Below are 18,376 nucleotides of genomic sequence, written 5' to 3' on the forward strand. Positions count from 1 at the left end.
AGGAATGTCTCGGCAATCTGGCCTTACCGCGAACAGGGCTCCCCATTGGCGCCCTTCCGGCATCCTGGCCACCAAGATTTTGTCGCAATCCGCGACAAGGAATACGCGCAACTCGCGAGGAAGGGGCAATGCCGCAGGCGGCAACAGGCCCCCGCCCGCCCTTGATGAGCCGACGTGACAACCGATGACCAGCCAAGTGATAGCCGACAGCAAGACCACCCTGACCGCAACCGCAACTCCGCGCCGGCGCAGCCATCTGCGCCTGCTCAGCCTTGTCGCCGGCCTGCTGCTGGTAAGCGGCGCCGGATATGTGCTGTTCCACTACGCTCGTCATATCCAGCTACAGGATCTGGCCTCTGCGCTGGACGCCGCCTCCCCCACGGCCGTCCTCGCCGCCATCGCCCTGACGGTCATCAGCTTCACCGCCCTTGCCGCCTATGACTGGCTGGCCGTACGCAGCGCGGTGGCAGAGCCGGTGCGGGTGCGCACGGCCCTGCTTGCCGGCGCCACCGGTTATGCCGTCTCCAATGCCCTGGGCTTCCCGGTTCTCACGGGCGGCACGGTGCGCTACCGCATCTATTCCGCCGCCGGCCTCAACCTTACCGACATCAGCCGCATCGTCGCCCTGTCCTGGATGACGCTGTGCCTCGGCATCGGTTTCGTCACCGCGCTCGGCCTCGCCTTCGGCCCGGCAGGGATCGAAGAGGTGACCGGCATCGATGCCCATCTGACCGGTATCCTCGGTTATGGCGGCCTTGCCCTGATCGGCGCGCTGGTCCTCTGGGCCTCGACCGGGCGGCGCGCGATCCGCATCGGCCGCTGGCATCTGCCGATGCCGGCCGGGCGCACTACCATTGTGCAGCTCGCCTTCGGCACTATCGACATCATGGCGTCGGGCGCCGCCCTCTGGGTGCTGCTGCCGGCCGACGTCACCCCGACGCTGCTGCCCTTCCTCGCCATCTACACTGCGGCCCTCACCCTTGGCATCGCCAGCCACACCCCCGGCGGCGTTGGCGTATTCGAAGCAGCAATCGCCACCGGCCTTGGCCTTTCCGGCCGGGCGGATATCGCGGCGGCCTTCATCCTCTACCGCATCATCTATTTCATCCTGCCGCTCACCGTTGCCGGCATCGTGCTGGCGGTGAACGAGGTCATGCACCGCCATGAGCATGTGGCCACCGCAGGCCGCGTCGTTGCCCGCACCGTCGGCAATGTCGTGCCGCTGGCAACCGGCACGCTGGTGCTCATCAGCGGCGTGCTGCTGCTGCTCTCTTCTTCGCTGCCGCGCATCCATCACCATCTGAGCAACCCGGAAAACATCGTTCCGCTGCCGTTCGTGGAAGCCTCGCACATTCTGGCAAGCCTCATCGGCCTTCTGCTGCTGGTGATCTCGCGCGGCCTTTTTGCCCGCCGCCGCCCGGCCTGGCTTGCTGCGCTTACCCTTCTCAGCGCCAGCATCGTCTTCTCGGTCATGCAGAATCAGGACTGGCTGGAGACGACCGTGCTGACGGCCTTCACCCTGTTTCTCGCTGCTTTCCCGGAAGCCTTCTACCGCCGCGGCTCGCTGCGCGACCTGCGTCCGACCCTGCCCTGGCTCGGCACCGTCACCGCGCTGATCGCCGTGGCCGTCTGGCTCGGTTACTTCTTCTCCCAGCATCGCGCCTATGACGATGACATGTGGTGGCAGTTCGCCTGGAACAGCGACGCCCCGCTCTTCCTGCGCGCCATGGTCGCCTCCTCCGTCGTCATCGCCATCATCGCCTTCGACGCTGCGCTCAATCGCCCGCTGATGCGTCTGCGTGACGAGCGCCATATCCCCGATGTGGTGCGTGACGGTCTTGCCGTCAGCAGCCATGCCAGTTCCGCGCTCGCCCTGCTTGGCGACAAGCGTTTCCTGTTCGCTCCGTCCGGCAAACCCGGTTTCGTGATGTACGGCATCAAGGGCCGCAGCTGGATCGTCATGGGCGACCCGGTCGCCGGCGATGAAGAGACCCGCAGGGCCCTTGCCTGGCGTTTCCGCGAGCAGGCAGATCTTAATGACGGCCGCTGCGTCTTCTACAGCATCGGCCCGGACAGCCTGCCGCTCTATCTCGATATGGGCCTGTCGCTGCACAAGATCGGTGAAGTGGCGCGGGTGGATCTTGCTGCCTTTACCATGGCCGGCACGCCGCGCCAGCCGCTGCGCACCGCCCTTAACAAGACCGAACGCGAAGGCATCTCCTTCTCCGTCGTGCCGGCGGCGGACGTGCCTGCGCTGATGGATGAGCTGCGCGCCGTTTCCGACCATTGGCTTGAAGCCAAGAACGCTGCCGAAAAAGGCTTCTCGCTTGGCCGCTTCGATCCGGCATTCCTGGCGGAATTCGACTGCGCGGTCATGCGCCAGAACGGTGAGATCGTTGCCTTCTCCAATCTCTGGCGCAGCGGCGACAGGAACGAGATGGCCTGCGATCTCATCCGCTACCGCTCCGGCGTCTCCCGCACGCTCATGGATGCGCTGATAGTGCACATGATTCTTCACGCCCAGGCCGAGGGCTATCGCTGGTTCAATCTCGGTGCCGCGCCGCTCTCCGGGCTGCCCAGCCATCGTTTGGCTCCGCTCTGGAGCAAGATCGGCGCGCTCATCTTCCGCCGCGGCGGTGAGTTTTATCCCTTCAATGGCCTGCGGGCCTTCAAGGACAAGTTCCACCCGGTCTGGACCCCGCAATACATGGCCTGCCGCGGCTCGCTGTCGCTGCCGCAGGCGCTGATGGATGTAACCGCCCTTATTGCCGGCGGCCGCCTGGAGATCATCCGCAAATGAAGAAGCTTGTTCTGGCCGGGATGGCGCTGGTGCTGGCTGCCGCCGGTGGCACGGCGCTGGAATGGCGCCCGCTCATGGCACGGTTTTTCCCGCCGGACGAAAAGATCGCTTCCGACAATGTGCCGGAAACCGAGCTCATGCTGCCCAAGGGCGCACCGCTGGGTTTTGCCGTCTTCGTCTCCGGCATGGAAGGCTGGACACCGCAGCGGCAGTATCAGGCAAAGGCCCTTGTCGATGCCGGCATGATCGTGCTGCCGGTCGACGGCAAGAGTTACCTTGCCGGGATCGACAAGGCCTCGGACGACTGCATCTATACCATCAGCGATTTTGAGGGGCTGGCGCGCAACGCCGGCCGCGCACTCGGCCTTTCCACCTATTTCCGTCCGGTGATTGTCGGCGCCGGCATAGATGCCGGCACGCTCGCCTATGCCTCGCTCGCCAACGCGCCGGATAACACCATCGCCGGTGCGGTCGCCCTCGGCTTCAGCAACCATCTGGCAAGCGCTCATCCCTTCTGCCCCGGCCCGACACAGAAAGAGCAGCTGGCTGACGGCGCCTGGAGCTATGGCTTCGACGGTCCGATGGTCGCCCCGATGACCTTCATTACCAACGACGCCGACACCGCCCGCATCGACCCCTCCTATGCCGCCCATACCGGGGTGCGTGTCGTGCGGGACAACGTGCCGGAGGAAGAGGCGCACAAGCTGGTCGTCGAGGTGACCGCCCTTGCCCGCGCCGATGCGCTGGTGGCCAGCCAGTTGCCGATCACCACCCTTGGCCCGCAGCGCGGTGCCCGTGCGGTGGCTGTAATCTGGTCCGGGGACGGCGGCTGGCGCGACATCGACGAGGGCATTGGCGAGACCCTGGCCGGCAAGGGCTTTGCCGTCGCCGGCTTCGACAGCCTGCGTTATTTCTGGGCAGAACGTAAACCGGAGGAAATGGCGCGCGACATGGCAATTGCCATCAAGCGGGCCGATCCAACCGGCAAGCTGCCGGTCCTGCTGGCCGGTTATTCCTTCGGCGCCAACACGCTGCCCTTCGCCTGGCAATATCTGGACCCCGCCATCCGCGACCGCACCCAGTTGATCGCCCTGCTGGCCCCGGAGCCGAAGACCGGATTTGAAATCAAGGTCGATGGCTGGCTCGGTCGCACCACGGGCGAACAGGATGTAACGGCTGCCATAGCCACGCTACCGGCCAATACCCTCGGCTGCTATTACGGCGCGGAAGAGGAGGAGAGCGGCTGTACGGGCCCAGGTGTTTCTCCGCAGTCGCAGATCAAACTGGAAGGCGGCCATCATTTCGATGGGGACTATGAAAAGCTGGCCAGCACGCTGCTCCAGCATTTCCATGTCGCCATTGCCTCGCGCTAGGCCCTTCCGGCGCAGGTTGAAAATCCGGTAAGATACCGGCAGGAAACGGTTTTTCTCCTGTCCCCCTGCCGGAAGCCAACCTGCCATGTCCTCCTTCGACCAGATGCAGCGCCTTGGCGTTGCACTTGCCATCGGCCTGCTGGTCGGCCTTGTGCGTGGCTGGCAGGATCGCGACCAGGCCGAAAGCCAGCGGGTTGCCGGCCTTCGCACCTATGCGCTCTCTGCCCTGATGGGCGGGGTAAGCGGGGTGCTGACCCCGCTCACCACACCGCTGATGGTGCCGCTGGCGCTTGCCGCCTATTGCGCAGCCATGCTGGTCTTCTTCCGCCTGCAGGCCATCGCGCAGGAGAATTTCAGCGTCACCGGGCTCGTGGCCGGGCTGCTCACCTTCGTGCTGGGCGCCTATGCGGTTCTGGGAGAGCTGGAAGTCGCCGTCGCCGCTGCTGTTGCCAGCATGGTGCTGCTGGCCCTGCGCCAGCCGCTACATGCCTGGGTGCAGCGCATCAGCTGGATAGAGCTGCGGGCCGTCATCATCCTGCTGGCGATGAGTTTCCTGCTACTGCCGTTGTTGCCGGATCGCACTTTCGACCCCTGGCAGGCCATCAACCCGGCACAAATCTGGCTGCTCGCCATCATCATCGCCGGCATTTCCTTTGTCGGTTATGTGGCGATCCGCCTGATGGGAGAAAATGCCGGCGTGCTGGCCGCGTCCCTGGCCGGCGGCCTTGCCTCATCCACCGCCACCACCGTCACCTTCTCGCGCATGGCAAAGGAAAGCCCCCAGGCAGCGCCCCTGCTGGCCGGTGGCATCCTGATGGCCGGGGCGACTATGTTCGTGCGTGTGCTGATCGTCGCGTCGGTCGTCAACCAGTCGCTGCTCACGCCGCTGCTGGCACCGCTGCTGGCGCCGGCGCTGATCATGGCACTTGCCGGCGGGTGGCTGCTGCGCCGGCGTGCCGGGCGTGAAAAGCCGGCGGATATCCAGCTGAGCAACCCTTTCGACCTCGGCACCGCGCTCAAGCTCGCCGGGCTCATTGCCCTCATCTCGCTGCTCAGCCGCCTGCTCAACACATGGCTCGGTGGCGGCGGTGTGCTCGCACTGGCCGCAATCTCCGGCCTTGCCGACGTCGATGCGATTACCCTGTCGCTGTCCCGCATGCCGGCAGGCGATATCGCCCAGGCAACGGTTGTTGCCGGCATCGCCATCGTGTGCGCCGTCAACACGCTCACCAAGGCCGGCCTCGCCTGGACACTCGGCGGCCGGCGATTGGGGATAATAACCGGCGGCGTCAGTCTTGCCGCCGTTCTCATCTCCGGGCTGCTTTTCCTGGCACCTGCCCTGCCCTGACGGACAACCGAAAGTTTCGCGGCCTATCCCTCTGCACCGCGCGCCCGTCCCGCACTTTTGATCCAGCGCAAAACTGGCCGGCAGGCTTCCATAAGATAGTCGTCCTATACCGAAAGGCAGATTGCACGCAATGCCGGTGTAATTCAGCTTTCGGCGCCAAAACCACCGACAAACAGCCCAATCTCATCGATCCGGCTGATCGTCTGTTTCCGGAGCCACTCCATGCGCCTTAGCCTCAGCCTCAAACTGCTTGCCTCCAACATCACCCTGCTTGCCCTTCTGGTTATTGCCGCCGGCATGATGTTTTTTGGTGCCGAGCAGCTGAAATCCCAGATGGATGAGGCCCAGAAGGCAGCAGATGTTGTCGGCGAGAAGGTGCTGACGCTCGAGATTTCCACCAAGGAAGCCCGGTTCGACATCGTCCAGATTCAGCAGTGGTTGACCGATGTTTCCGCCACGCGTGGCCTTGATGGTCTCGATGATGGCTGGGAAGAAGCGAAGCAGGCACGCGCTGGCGCAGAAAAAAGCCTCTCGGAAGTTCGCGCCCTCGCTACAGAGCTCGGCGCGCAGGATGTCGTGAAGGGCGTTGATGCTGTCGCGGCAGCCATCGGCCCTTACTACGACACTGGCGTAACCATGGCCCATGCCTATGTCGATCAGGGGCCGGCAGGCGGCAACAAGATCATGAGCGATTTTGATGCGACGGCCGAAAAACTGTCCGAAGCGCTGGAAGCCCTGCTGGCGGATGTCGATGCCATCGCCGAAACCGCCCATCACACCATGGATAACGAGCTGGGCAAGACGGACGCCCTGGCGCACCAGCTCTCCTCAACCTCGCTCGTCATTGCGGTCATCGGCATTCTCGTCGCCATTGCCGTCATGGTTGTCATGCAGCGCCATGTCGTAAAGCCGCTCAGTACAATGACCACGGCACTGAAGCATATCGGCAATGGCAACCCCGACACCCACGTACCGGCAACCGGCAGCCGCAAGGACGAAATCGCCGAAATGGCGACCGCCCTCACCATCCTGCGGGACCGCACGAGCGAGAACATCTCCCTGCGCAAGGCCCAGGCGGAGGAGCAGGCCCGTTCCGAAGAGGCACGGCGCAGCGCCCTTGCCGGCATGGCCGAGACGGTCGAGCAGGAATCCCGCTCTGCGGTAAGTACCGTTGCTGAAAAAGCGAGCGCCATGAGCAGCACGGCCGAAGCCATGTCCGCCTCGGCCCGCCATGTCAGCGAAAATGCCGAAAACGTCGCCGCAGCGGCCCAGGAAGCCCTCGCCAATGCCGAGGCAGTCGCCGGCGCAACCGAAGAGTTGACCGCCTCGATCCGCGAGATTACTGGCCAGATCACCCATGCCCGCACCCTCAGCACCACCGCGGTTGAAAATGGCCGCCATGCCCGCGAAACCATCGAAAGCCTGAGCCAGGTCGTGGCGCAGATCAGCGATGTCGCCAATCTCATCGGCGAAATCGCCAGCCAGACCAACCTGCTGGCGCTCAATGCCACCATCGAGGCGGCACGTGCCGGTGAAGCCGGCAAGGGCTTTGCCGTGGTGGCCAGCGAGGTCAAGAACCTCGCCAACCAGACGACGCGCTCGACCGAGGTGATCAGCCAGAAGATCAGCGAAATCCAGTCCGTCACCGCCGATGCCGTCTCCGCTGTCGCCCAGATCGGCATGGCCGTCGATGACATGAACACCATCTCCACCACCATTGCCGCGGCCATGGATCAGCAGAGCGCCGCCACGCAGGAGATCGCCCGCAATGTGAGCGAGACGGCGGAGGCCAATCGCGAGGTTGCCCGCCGGATCACCTTCGTCTCCCAGGAAGCGCAGAGCACTGACGAAAAGGCAGGCCAGCTTCAGTCGGCGGCCAGCGATGTCACCGATGGCGTCACCACCTTGCGCCAGACCCTCGTGCGCGTCGTACGTACCGCCACGGATGATGTCGACCGCCGCACCCATGAGCGCCATGACGTGAAAGAGGCCTGCTCCCTCACCATCGGCAACACCGAGCAGAAGGCGGAAATCGTCAACCTCTCCGCCAGCGGTGCCCTGCTGCAGGGCGTGAAGCTGGTTGACGGGACCGTGGGTAAATTGCGCTCCGCCGGTTACTTCAGCCGCCCCGTTACCTTCCGCGTCGTTTCCTCCGGGGAACACGGCTGCAGCATCCGTTTCGACCTCAATGACGAGGAACAGGTGAGTCTGGCGCGCCGTCTCGCCGCCTGATCCACAGCCGGGTTCGAAACGATAAGAAAAAGCGGGTGTGCCCTAACGGCACACCCGCTTTTTTATTCCCTGCTAACAGGCCTCAATCGTCGAACGGCAGGCCGACATACTGCTCCGCCAGCGCCGCCGCCCCGCGACGGGAGCTGGTGATGAAATCGAGTTCGGCCTGCTGCACCTCATGCTCGAACGGCGTCGCCTCCTCGAACCGGTGCATCAGCTGCGTCATCCACCAGGAGAAACGCTGCGCCTTCCACACCCGGGCTAGGCACTTGTCGGAATAGCCATCCAGCCCGGCCATATCGTTATGGCGATACCAGCGCTCCAGCGCGCGGCAAAGGTAGCGCACATCGGCTACAGCGAGATTCATGCCCTTGGCGCCGGTGGGCGGCACGATGTGGGCGGCATCGCCGGCCAGAAACAGCCGGCCATGGCGCATCGGCCCGGCCACGAAACTGCGCATCGCCGTTACGCTCTTTTGCAGGATCGGCCCTTCCTTGAGCTTCCAGCCATCGCTGTCCTCCAGCCGGCGATGCAGCTCCGACCACACACGCTCATCCGGCCACTCCTTGAGGTCCTCCTCCGGATGGCACTGCAGATAAAGCCGGGTCACCGTCGGCGAGCGCATGCTGTAAAGCGCAAAACCACGCTCGTGATTGGCATAGATCAGTTCGTCATTGGTGGGCTCGGCTTCCGCCAGAATGCCCAGCCAGCCGAACGGGTAGGTCCGCTCGTAAACTTTGAGCGCACTTTCGGGCAGGCTCGGGCGGCAGATGCCGTGGAAACCGTCGCAGCCGGCAATGAAATCGCACTCCAGCCGGTGCTCCACGCCGTCCTTGCGGTAGCGGATCACCGGGCGGGTGGTGCTGCTTTCCTCATAATTCTCGATGCCGACATCCTCGGCCTCGAACACGATCTGGCCGCCCCGTTCCAGGCGCGCGGCTATCAGGTCCTTCACCACCTCATGCTGGCCATAGACCATGGTGGTCTTGCCGACGAGGCTTTCAAAATCGATGCGGTGCTTGCGTCCGCGAAAGGCAAGGTCGATCCCGCGATGGACAAGACCCTCGCGTTCCATGCGGGCATTGACGCCGGCTTCGCGCAGCATTTCCACCGTGCCCCATTCCAGCACGCCGGCACGGATGCGCGCCTCAAGATAGGCCCGGTCCCGGGCCTCGATGATGACGGATGAAATACCAGCCAGATCCAGAAGCTGGGCGAGCAACAGGCCCGCCGGCCCGGCACCCACGATGCCGACTTCGGTACGCATAATCGTTTCCTCCTGAGGGGCGGTCTCTGCATCGTCGGCGATGCCGGCGGCCGCTTCTTTGCCTTGTGGAAATCATGCGCTTCTGTCGCCAGTTCCAGAATGGACGGACTGCGCGAATAATTGGACAAATTCCGCAGTCCTGGCATTTTATTCAGCGCCCCATAGCGCATGAATGCTGGTTTTGTCCGCATAGCGCACAAAAGAGCCTTGGATTAAAATGGCAACCCCGATCCCCAGTTACTGGCTCTATGGCGACAGCCCGGCCCCGCCGGTGCCGCGGTTCCTCCACGCCGAACGCATCGTTGCGCGCGCCCCGCGGCATGACTGGAACATCAGCCCGCACCGCCATGCCGACCTGTTTCAGGCCTTTCTCATTACCGAAGGCGGGGCGGTGCTGGAGCTTGAAGGCGGGCGCCAGGAGATCACCGCCCCCTGGCTCCTCTGGCTGCCGGCCGGCACCGTGCATGGTTTTCATTTCTCGCCGGATACGGACGGGCAGATCATTACCGTCTCGGCGGATTTTCTGACGGCCATCCTGAGCGAGCAGAACCTTGCGGAAATCGGGGCCGCCCTGTCAGCCCCCCTCTCCTGTCCCGCGCAGCGGGAGGAGCTTGCCCCCTCCTTCACCGCCATTGCCCGCGCCCTCACCCAGGATGACGGCGCCCTCCACACCACCATCGAGGCACATCTCAAGCTGCTGCTGGCGAGCTTCTGCGCATTGCTGGAACCCGGCCGCGGCGCAGGCGGGCGTGAAGAACCCGGCGCCCTGCTGTTCCGCCGTTTCCGCCAGCTGGTAGAGCAGCATTATCGCCAGCAATGGGCCGTCAGTCTTTATGCGCGCGAGCTCGGCGTCAGCGAGGACAGGCTGCACACCAGCTGTCACCGCCATGCCGGCAAACCGCCACGCCAGGTGCTGCAGGACCGGTTGCTGGTCGAAGCCCAGCGCGACCTCATCTACACCACCCTCGATGTTGCCCAGATCGCCTACGGGCTCGGTTTTCGCGACGCCGCCTATTTTTCCCGCTTCTTCAGCAAGCGGACCGGGCTACCGCCTGCCGCCTTCCGGCGCACACGCGGCAAAACCGGGAGCTGACATTCCGGTCAGATGGTTTTTTTGGTGCCAAACCACCCGGCAGCGATTTTTTTTCGTCTTCCGCCCTGACGAGCCGATTAGTCACTGATGCTTGTTACCCCTTGAACACACCCCAAAAGGCGTACTGCCGCCACCTTTCAGGTCGGCAGATCTTTCCTCCCGCATTGCAAAAAATCCATTCTATATCAGGCAGTTATTTCCCATCTGAGGAAAAGGGTGCCGGTCATGCGGCAATTTCTGCCGGGCAGACTCCGCGTGGCAGGTTCTGCCTGTTGTCGGCACGATTGAGGATGGCAGGCCACCCCTCACAACAGTCAGGATAAAAATCGGGGCGTTAAAAATAAAAACGGCGCATTATTCGTACTAATTTCTTAAATATACTTCACTAGGCAAAAAATGCATTGCTCTTTTACAAAGTAGGCAAAAATTTCCCTTTATAGATCGGCAATTTTTTCTCAAAATTTAGCGACAGTTTTCTTTTGGCCGCCCGTAACACTACCGGCAATGGAGCAAAGCCAAGACCGCCCCCAAGGTCAGGAAACAGGCAAAAAGCCGGCCAATCTTAGGGGTAATTCAAGGGGTGCAGCAGATGACATCGGCGCTAATGTCTCGGCCTCAGGTAACAACGTCCGCCGCGTCGGACAGTGACGACAGCCTTCTGGCCCGCATGCGGGCCGATGACACGGCAGCCTACCGGTTGCTGGTTGAGCGGCACATCGACAGGGCCTTCGGCCTTGCCTTGCGGGTTTTGAAGAACTCGGCCGATGCCGAGGATGTGACGCAGGAAGCCTTCGTGAAGGCCTGGCAAAAACGGCATGACTGGCAGGAAGGCCGGGCGAAATTCTCGACCTGGCTCTACCGGGTCATCGTCAATGCCTGCATCGACCAGCTGCGCGGGCCGCGCGGCGAAAATCTCGACGATGTGCCCGAACCCCGGGATGAGAGCGAAGACGCCGTCTCCTGCATTCACCGCCAGCAGGTGGTGCTGCAGCTCGACAAGGCACTCTCCCGCCTGCCCGCCCCCCAGCGCGCCGCCATCACGCTCTCCTACCATGAAGGGCTCAGCAACAAGGAAATCGCCGAAGTGATGGGCACCAGCCTGTTTGCGGTGGAATCCCTGCTGAAGCGCGGCCGCCAGCGCCTGCGCGAGCTGCTGAAGCGTGCGGAAGGGGACGTCCGCTCCATGCTGTCGGGGGACTGAACCCGGCCGAAAAGTCACAGGCCCTCAGCCGCCGGCACCTTGCCCGCGGCAAAAATCCTATTTGAGTCAATGCCATAAACACCCAGCGCATTTTTTGCGCCTGCTTTGCCCTGCCCCACCGTGGAAATCAGTGTGGGCGATGACGGCAACCCCGTTGCGTCCGCGGCTTTCAAGTCATCCGGCAACCGATGGAGCCGTTTCATGCCCGTTATCTCCACCAACGTCGCAGCCAACTCCGCGCTGCGCTACCTGAACCAGAACTCCGACGCCCAGTCGTCGTCCATCTCCAAGCTCGCCAGCGGCTCGTCGATCATCAAGGCGTCCGACAACGCAGCCGGCCTTGCCATCGGCACCCAGCTGGGCGCCGATGTCACGGTGCTGAACCAGGCAGCGACCAACGCCTCGCAGGGTTCCTCGATCCTGCAGACTGCCGACGGCGGCCTTGCCCGCATCAGCGACATTCTCTCCCGCCTCAAGACCCTGGCCGCCCAGTCGGACAGCGGCGCCGTCACCGACGACCAGCGCTCCGATGACATCGACGCGGAATTCCAGGAACTGCTGAGCGAAATCGACGATATCGCCAGCTCCACCCGCTACAATGGCGACGCGCTGCTGGACGGCACCAGCCAGTTCGCCTCCGGCGTGTCCTTCCTCGTCGGCACCAACTCCAGCGACACGCTGACCATCACCATCGACAGCTCCGACACCACGGCGCTCTCGATCGACAGCCTCGACGTCACCACCCAGACCAACGCCGAGAGCGCGCTCGACGCCCTCGACACCGCGATCGACACCATCTCGGCCCAGCGCGCCACGCTTGGCGCCACCATGTCGCGCTTCGACTACCGCTCGGAGACGATCGCCACCCAGGTGGAAAACTCCGAAGCCTCGCAGTCCACCGTCATGGACGTCGATGTCGCGGCGGAAAAGACCAAGCTCTCGGCCGAAGACGTCAAGACCCAGGCGGCCATCGCCGCCCTGACCCAGGCCAACAAGATGCCGTCCGAACTGCTCAACCTGCTGCAGTCCTGATGGTTCGAGCGGTACTGGCCGGCAGCCCCTTCCCGCTGCCGGCCGGTGCCGGTTCGTCTTCCTTCCCGTTCCAGACCAGCCGGGCTCGTGCGTAGCCTGCCGGAGGCATCATGGCATCGACCTCTTCCGTCAGCAGCTCCACGACGACCTATTCGACCGACGCGTTCGACTTCGATACCGACGCCATCGTCGAGGCCGCCGTTGCCGCGCGCACCGACCGCGCCGACGAGATCGACACCAAGATCTCCGCCAACGAAACCAAGATCAGCGCCTATGAGCAGACCCAGACGCTGCTGCAGGATCTGGAAGACACCATCGACGCGCTGAACGACCCTTCGGACGAAGACAACGTCTTTGAAGAGCGCATCGGCACCCTCACTTCCAGCACCTCCACCGATGCCACCGAACTGCTCGACACCACCATCGAGAACGGCACCGCCACCGGCAGCCACACGGTTGAGATCACCCAGATCGCTACCGCCCAGCGCCTTGGCAGCACCTACCAGACGTCACGCTCCGAAGAGCTTGGCCTCACCGGTACGCTCTCCATCTCCACCGACACCGGCAGTGCGGATATCTCCATCACCGACGACATGTCGCTGGAAGAAATCGCCGACGCCATCAACCTGATGAATGACGATACCGGCGTCACCGCCTCGATCCTCACGGTATCGAGCGGCGAATACATGCTGGTGCTGACGGCGGATAACACCAACCAGGAAATCTCCGTCACCTCCGACAGCACGACGGATATGGCCCAGAGCCTCGGCATCACCGACAGCTCGGGCGATTACACCAACGTGCTGCAGGAAGCCCAGCCCGCCATCGTCACCGTCGACGGCATCAGCGGCATCGAGCGCGACAGCAACGATATCGACGATGTGATCGACGGCATCACCCTGCATCTGCTGAAGGCCGAAAGCGGCACCACCATCACCATCAAGGTGGAGCAGGACACCGACGCCATCGAGACGGCGCTCAATGATTTCGTCACCGCCTACAACAGCTGGCGCTCGTGGGTGGCACAGAACCAGGCGACCAACTCCGACGGCACAGCCTCCGACACCGCCTATCTCTTCGGCGATTCAACCCTGCGCTCTGCCTCCACCAGCCTCGGCTCCATTCTCGGCAATATGGTCGGCGGGCATTCGCTGGCCGAATTCGGCATCACGCTCAATGACGACAACGAGCTGGAGATCGACGACGACACGCTGGAAGACGCGCTCGACAACAATCTCTCCGAACTTCAGGCCCTGCTGGAATATTCCGGCAAGACCTCCTCGACGGAACTGACGCTCGATAGCCATGACGGCGCCAGCTATTCCGGCAGCTTCCAGATGAAGATCACCGTCGATGCCGATGGCGATCTCTCCGGCGTCTCGGTGAATGGCGACAGCTCGCTCTTCACGGTTTCCGGCAACACCATCACCGGGGCGGAAGGCAGCATCTATGAGGGGCTGGTCTTCAAATATACCGGCGACACCGCCGCGACGGTCACCGTGACCATCAGCCAGGGTCTTGCCGACCAGATGTACCAGGTGACCCACGCGGCGTCCGACAGCGATACCGGCACGTTGCAGACCCTGATCGACGATCTGGAATCCACCGACGACGATTTGCAGGACCAGAGCGACCAGATCCGCTCCGACGCGGAAGAGTACCGCGATTACCTGCTGACCTATTACGCCAAGATCGAGGCCAAGATTGCCGCGGCCGAGTCAACGCTCACCGTGCTCAAGGCACTCAACGCCGCGGATTCTTCCGACAGCTGATCCTTCCTTAGTTGAGGAAAACCCCATGACCCGGACCAAGACTTCCCCCGCCCGTGGTGCCTCCGCCTACAAGGCCGCGGTACAGACCACCCCGCCGCTCTTTGCCGTCGTCATGCTCTATGACAAGGCGCTCTATCACATGGCCAATGCAGCCCGTGCCGCCGAGAAGCGCGATTTCGAGGGGCATTTCAACGAGGTCAGCAAGGCCGTCACCATCTTCAACGGCCTCAACCGCAATCTCGAGATGGAGCGGGGCGGCAGGGTCGGCACATCGCTCAGGGATATGTACACCTCGCTCGCCAATGTGCTGCTGGGCTCAATCCGCCGGCCCAATGGCGCCGAGATCATCCAGAAGCTGATCGAAGCCGTGCGCATCACCCGCGATGCCTGGGCCGAGATTGCCAACAGCCCGGCCGCGCATATGCCGCCTGCCGGCGGCGGCGAACACAACACCTCCGGCCGTATCGGTGCCGCTTCCGGCGTCTTCGGCCGGGCCTGAGCCCCGATCACCGGGAATTGATCATGCTCTGCCACCCCCGCCTTGTTTCGGCCTTGCGCGGCTCTTACGGTAGCGGCCAGCCGGCCTCTGCCGGAAGGGCCGCATCAGGGGGTGTATTCCCTTGCGGCATTTACCTATTATCGGTTTGCCCCACCCGCCGTCAGGCTGGTGGCCGGCATTCCTGCGGCAAGGATAGAGCGTCTTTATCGTGGCACGAGCGCCGATGACCATGCGGGCCTTTCAGGATCTCGTCGACCGTTGCGGCGACAACCCGGCCAATTGGCCCGGAGACGAACGCACTGCCGCTGAGGCGCTGCTGGCCCAGTCGGTCAAGGCGCGCCAGATCCTCGCGGACGCGCAGCGTCTGGGCGACGGCTTTGCCGCCACCAATACCGACGTAAAGGCACCGTCCGGCCTTGCCGACCGCATCTTCTCAGCTGCACTTGGCAGCGATGACGATGCAGACAGCGATCTGGACGACAAATCCTCCGCCAAATCCCGCGGCTGAAACCGGCCTTCCCGGCCCCGTCTCACGCCCGACAGTCTCCGGCGTCCTGTAGCCTTAACGCGGCAGGCGATTAACTTCCGTCGCACCGGCCCCAAATTTTTTCTTCAAAACTTTACCGCCCGGAACCCGAGGCCCCGTCCGTAGTAACCGCCAGAAGGGAAAGACGGACCTCACCAGACCAATAACGGCTCCGCTTCCCATGCATCGATCCAAGGGCTGACCGCGCGCTAGGCGGGGGCCCGCAGCCTGGGAAGGACGGACCAATGTCTCTGGCGGTCACCTCCTCGACATCCACTACCTCCTCGTCCTCGAGCTCTTCCAGCTCGTCGGCAACGGATGCCTACAACACGTTCCTGACGCTGCTGACCACCGAGCTGCAGAACCAGAACCCGGTCGACCCCACGGATACGACGGCCTTCACCAACCAGCTCATCGCACTGGCCGGGGTCGAGCAGCAGCTCATCACCAACTCCTCGCTCAGCACCATCACCGACAGCCTTTCCTCCCTCACCGCCTCCAACGGTGTCGGCTACATCGGCAAGACGGTGACGCTGGAAGGCGACACGACGGCCCTTCAGGACGGCTCCGCCAACTGGAGCTATGACCTCGACAGCACGGCAAGCGACGTGACGCTCACCATCTCCGACAGCGACGGCAATGTCGTCTGGACCGGTTCGGGCGACACTTCGTCCGGCAGCCACGACCTTTCCTGGGATGGCACCGGCAGCGACGGCACCGAATACACCAGCGGCGACTACACGCTCACCGTCAGCGCCACCGATGCCAGCGGCAACGACGTCGACAGCACCACCTACATCAAGGGCAAGGTGACCGGCGTGGACAGCTCCAGCGGCACGACCGAACTCCTGATCGGCGACATCTCCGTCGACATGGACGATGTGATCGGCATCTCGACCTGACGGGGCCCGGCGGCCGGCAAGCCCGGCCGTTACGGCACGCCCCATCCCCCTGCTCTCCGGGAGAGAGATCATGAGCCTCAGCGGTGCAATGAACAGCGCGGTTTCCGCGCTGAATGCCCAGAGCTACGCCCTTTCGCTGATTTCCAGCAATCTCGCGAACTCCAGCACCGTCGGTTACAAGACCGTCGATGCCAGTTTTTCCGACATCGTTACCCAGCAGAGCTCGCTTGGCACCAAATACGCCTCCGGCGCCGTGCGGGCCACCTCGGTGCAGAACATCTCTACGCAGGGTCTGCTGAGTTCCAGCACCAGCGCCACCAGCCTTGCCATTTCCGGCGACGGGTTCTTCCCCATCACCGACGGCGTCGACGGCGAGCAGACCTACTACACCCGCGACGGCGAATTCACCGTCAATGATGACGGGTATCTGGTGAATGGCGACTACTACCTCGTCGGCTGGACCACGGATTCCGACGGCAATGTCACCTCGGCCAACACCAACAGCGTCGATGCGCTGGAGCCGATCAACATCGAAAAATATTCCTCGTCTGCCGAAGCGACGACGACGGCCTCCCTTGAGGCGAACCTGCCGGCCGACGCTGAAGTCGGCGATACCTTCGACACCTCGATCGATGTCTATGACAGCCTCGGCAATACCCAGGCTGTCTCCGTCACCTGGACCAAGACGGACACCAACGAGTGGACGATGACCGTCAACGACCCGACGGACCCGTCCTCGGGAGAGGCGACGGGCACCGCCGGCGGCACCACCAGCTACACCATCAGCTTCAATGATGATGGCACGCTTAACACCATCACCGACAGCTCGGGCAACACGGTTACCGAACCTACCATCACCATCGACAGCTGGGATGACGGTGCCGGCGCCAGCAGCATCTCGCTCAATCTCGGCACCTCGGGCGAGGCGGATGGCCTCACCCAGTACACCACCGGCGATGATGACCCGCAGGTGTCGGTGGAATCCATCGATACCGACGGCGTGCAGTATGGCTCGCTCACCGGCGTCAGCATTGCCAGCGACGGCACGGTGACGGCGGTCTATTCCAACGGCCAGGAACTGCCGATCTACAAGATCCCGATCGTTACCTTCCCGGCGGAAAACAATCTCGAGATCCTCTCGGACGGCGTCTACGCCCAGACCACGGACAGCGGCAATTACACGCTGCACGTCGCCGGTGAAGACGGGGCAGGCTCGATCAGCAGCTATTATCTGGAAGAGTCGACCACTGACACGGCGACCGAATTTTCCAAGATGATCGTTGCCCAGCAGGCCTACTCCGCCGCCTCGCAGGTCGTCACCACCGTCAAGGATATGTACGACAGCCTGCTGCAAGCGGTGCGGTGAGGCAGGCGGCGATGAAAAACTCCGCCCAGACCTCCCGCAAGGCCCGTGCGCTGCACGATCAGGCAGCCGCTGCAGCCGGCCGGCGCCTTGCCCAGATCCGGGTCGGCCTGTGCCCGGACGTGCCGGGCGAGGCTCCGGTGCTGGATTTCGCCCGCGGCCTCGGCCGCCAGCTGGAAACAGCGGACACCGCCGCCCGCAACGATCTGATGCTGCGCGCCGCCATGGCGATCGCCGACATCCGCGACCTCGTGAATTCGCTCGACGCCCAGCTGCGGCAGACCCGCGAGGAACTGCAACGTCTGAACGGCCACAGCCGGGCAGCGCTGGCTTATGCCGGTGCCGTCGGCACGGCAAAAATGGGAAGACCCCGATGAACGCTTCGCCCCGTCCCGCCCTCCGCCCGGCCGCCCCCCGCCCTGCCGCACTCAAGGCCGGTCCCGATACCGTGCTGCCGATGCCGGGCCCGACGCTTGCCGATGCCGAAACCGCCGGCCCCGACCCTGTCGTCGGCATGCTGAAGGTAATGGACGATCTGTGCGACCTGCTGCGCGAGGAAAACGAGCTGCTCTCCGAAGGGCTGCCCGCCAAGCTCTCGCTCAAGACCGAACGCAAGGTGGCGCTGACGCATGAGTATAGCCAGCTGCGCGAAGCCATGATGCAGACGGCAGAAGTACAAGGTGCAAGCCGCGTTGCCGGCATGCGCGAGCAGCTTTTGAGCGCTGCCGGGGTGCTGGACGGGCTTGCCCGCGAAAATACCCGCCGTATCGAGGTTGCCATCACCGCCAGCCGCCGGCGCATTAACGCCGTCATGCAGGCCATCCGCGATGTGGCCGAAGCAGACCGCCCTTACTGCGAAGCCGGCGTACGTGCCAGCGGCCCCGCCCCCACCACCCGCAGCTACGAGGCCTGAGCGCCGCTTTTACGGCGTTGATGGCCCCGGGCTCGCCCTTGACCTGAGGCAGGAG

General features: G+C 63.6%; 16 protein-coding genes. 14 read left to right on the plus strand and 2 right to left on the minus strand.

Features of this window, described 5'->3' with window-relative positions:
- Positions 1 to 184: 184 nt before the first annotated feature.
- From mprF to QTL98_RS22835, 4 genes are all read left to right on the plus strand, one after another.
- Complete coding sequence (mprF, locus tag QTL98_RS22820; RefSeq protein WP_445682438.1) at positions 185 to 2,800, plus strand: bifunctional lysylphosphatidylglycerol flippase/synthetase MprF; 2,616 nt, start codon at positions 185 to 187, stop codon at positions 2,798 to 2,800.
- Positions 2,797 to 4,173 carry an AcvB/VirJ family lysyl-phosphatidylglycerol hydrolase gene (locus QTL98_RS22825; RefSeq protein ID WP_445682439.1) on the plus strand — a complete coding sequence of 459 codons (1,377 nt, stop codon included), beginning with the start codon at positions 2,797 to 2,799 and terminating at the stop codon, positions 4,171 to 4,173. The genes mprF and QTL98_RS22825 overlap by 4 nt, the downstream gene beginning before the upstream one ends.
- Positions 4,174 to 4,258: 85 nt before the next feature.
- Complete coding sequence (locus tag QTL98_RS22830) at positions 4,259 to 5,521, plus strand: MgtC/SapB family protein (protein ID WP_445682440.1); 1,263 nt, start codon at positions 4,259 to 4,261, stop codon at positions 5,519 to 5,521.
- 222 nt (positions 5,522 to 5,743) lie between these two features.
- On the plus strand, positions 5,744 to 7,753 hold the full coding sequence (locus tag QTL98_RS22835) for a methyl-accepting chemotaxis protein (protein WP_445682441.1): 2,010 nt from the start codon (positions 5,744 to 5,746) through the stop codon (positions 7,751 to 7,753).
- 82 nt (positions 7,754 to 7,835) lie between these two features.
- On the opposite strand, the gene pobA is transcribed toward QTL98_RS22835, so the two are convergent.
- Positions 7,836 to 9,020, minus strand: a complete 1,185-nt coding sequence (gene pobA, locus QTL98_RS22840; RefSeq protein WP_445682442.1) for a 4-hydroxybenzoate 3-monooxygenase — start codon at positions 9,018 to 9,020, stop codon at positions 7,836 to 7,838.
- A 217-nt stretch (positions 9,021 to 9,237) separates the two neighbouring features.
- Between pobA and QTL98_RS22845 the strand changes: the two genes are divergently transcribed.
- Positions 9,238 to 10,113 (plus strand): helix-turn-helix domain-containing protein, encoded by an 876-nt coding sequence (locus QTL98_RS22845; RefSeq protein WP_445682443.1) that lies wholly within the window; start codon positions 9,238 to 9,240, stop codon positions 10,111 to 10,113.
- Between the two features lie 589 nt (positions 10,114 to 10,702).
- On the plus strand, positions 10,703 to 11,314 hold the full coding sequence (locus tag QTL98_RS22850) for an RNA polymerase sigma factor (RefSeq protein ID WP_445682444.1): 612 nt from the start codon (positions 10,703 to 10,705) through the stop codon (positions 11,312 to 11,314).
- Between the two features lie 14 nt (positions 11,315 to 11,328).
- Here the strand turns inward: QTL98_RS22850 and QTL98_RS22855 are convergent, their stop codons facing one another.
- Positions 11,329 to 11,517 (minus strand): hypothetical protein, encoded by a 189-nt coding sequence (locus tag QTL98_RS22855; protein WP_445682445.1) that lies wholly within the window; start codon positions 11,515 to 11,517, stop codon positions 11,329 to 11,331.
- Between QTL98_RS22855 and QTL98_RS22860 the strand changes: the two genes are divergently transcribed.
- From QTL98_RS22860 to QTL98_RS22895, 8 genes are all read left to right on the plus strand, one after another.
- Positions 11,516 to 12,346, plus strand: a complete 831-nt coding sequence (locus QTL98_RS22860; protein WP_445682446.1) for a flagellin — start codon at positions 11,516 to 11,518, stop codon at positions 12,344 to 12,346. The genes QTL98_RS22855 and QTL98_RS22860 overlap by 2 nt on opposite strands.
- 110 nt (positions 12,347 to 12,456) lie before the next feature.
- Complete coding sequence (fliD, locus tag QTL98_RS22865; protein WP_445682447.1) at positions 12,457 to 14,118, plus strand: flagellar filament capping protein FliD; 1,662 nt, start codon at positions 12,457 to 12,459, stop codon at positions 14,116 to 14,118.
- 25 nt (positions 14,119 to 14,143) lie between these two features.
- A complete protein-coding gene (locus tag QTL98_RS22870; RefSeq protein ID WP_445682448.1) occupies positions 14,144 to 14,617 on the plus strand; it encodes a flagellar export chaperone FliS in 474 nt (157 codons plus the stop codon).
- 208 nt (positions 14,618 to 14,825) lie between these two features.
- Positions 14,826 to 15,125, plus strand: a complete 300-nt coding sequence (locus QTL98_RS22875; protein ID WP_445682449.1) for a hypothetical protein — start codon at positions 14,826 to 14,828, stop codon at positions 15,123 to 15,125.
- A 263-nt stretch (positions 15,126 to 15,388) separates the two neighbouring features.
- Positions 15,389 to 16,045, plus strand: a complete 657-nt coding sequence (locus QTL98_RS22880) for a flagellar hook assembly protein FlgD (RefSeq protein ID WP_445682450.1) — start codon at positions 15,389 to 15,391, stop codon at positions 16,043 to 16,045.
- 70 nt (positions 16,046 to 16,115) lie between these two features.
- Positions 16,116 to 17,411, plus strand: a complete 1,296-nt coding sequence (flgE, locus tag QTL98_RS22885) for a flagellar hook protein FlgE (protein WP_445682451.1) — start codon at positions 16,116 to 16,118, stop codon at positions 17,409 to 17,411.
- Positions 17,412 to 17,422: 11 nt separating this feature from the next.
- Entirely contained in the window at positions 17,423 to 17,785 is a 363-nt protein-coding gene (locus QTL98_RS22890; RefSeq protein WP_445682452.1) for a hypothetical protein, read from the plus strand.
- Complete coding sequence (locus QTL98_RS22895; RefSeq protein ID WP_445682453.1) at positions 17,782 to 18,321, plus strand: hypothetical protein; 540 nt, start codon at positions 17,782 to 17,784, stop codon at positions 18,319 to 18,321. Before QTL98_RS22890 ends, QTL98_RS22895 begins: the two co-directional genes overlap by 4 nt.
- Positions 18,322 to 18,376 lie beyond the last annotated feature (55 nt).

The organism is Radicibacter daui (assembly GCA_030657355.1).
GTDB classification, from domain to species: Bacteria; Pseudomonadota; Alphaproteobacteria; order Radicibacterales; family Radicibacteraceae; genus Radicibacter; species Radicibacter daui.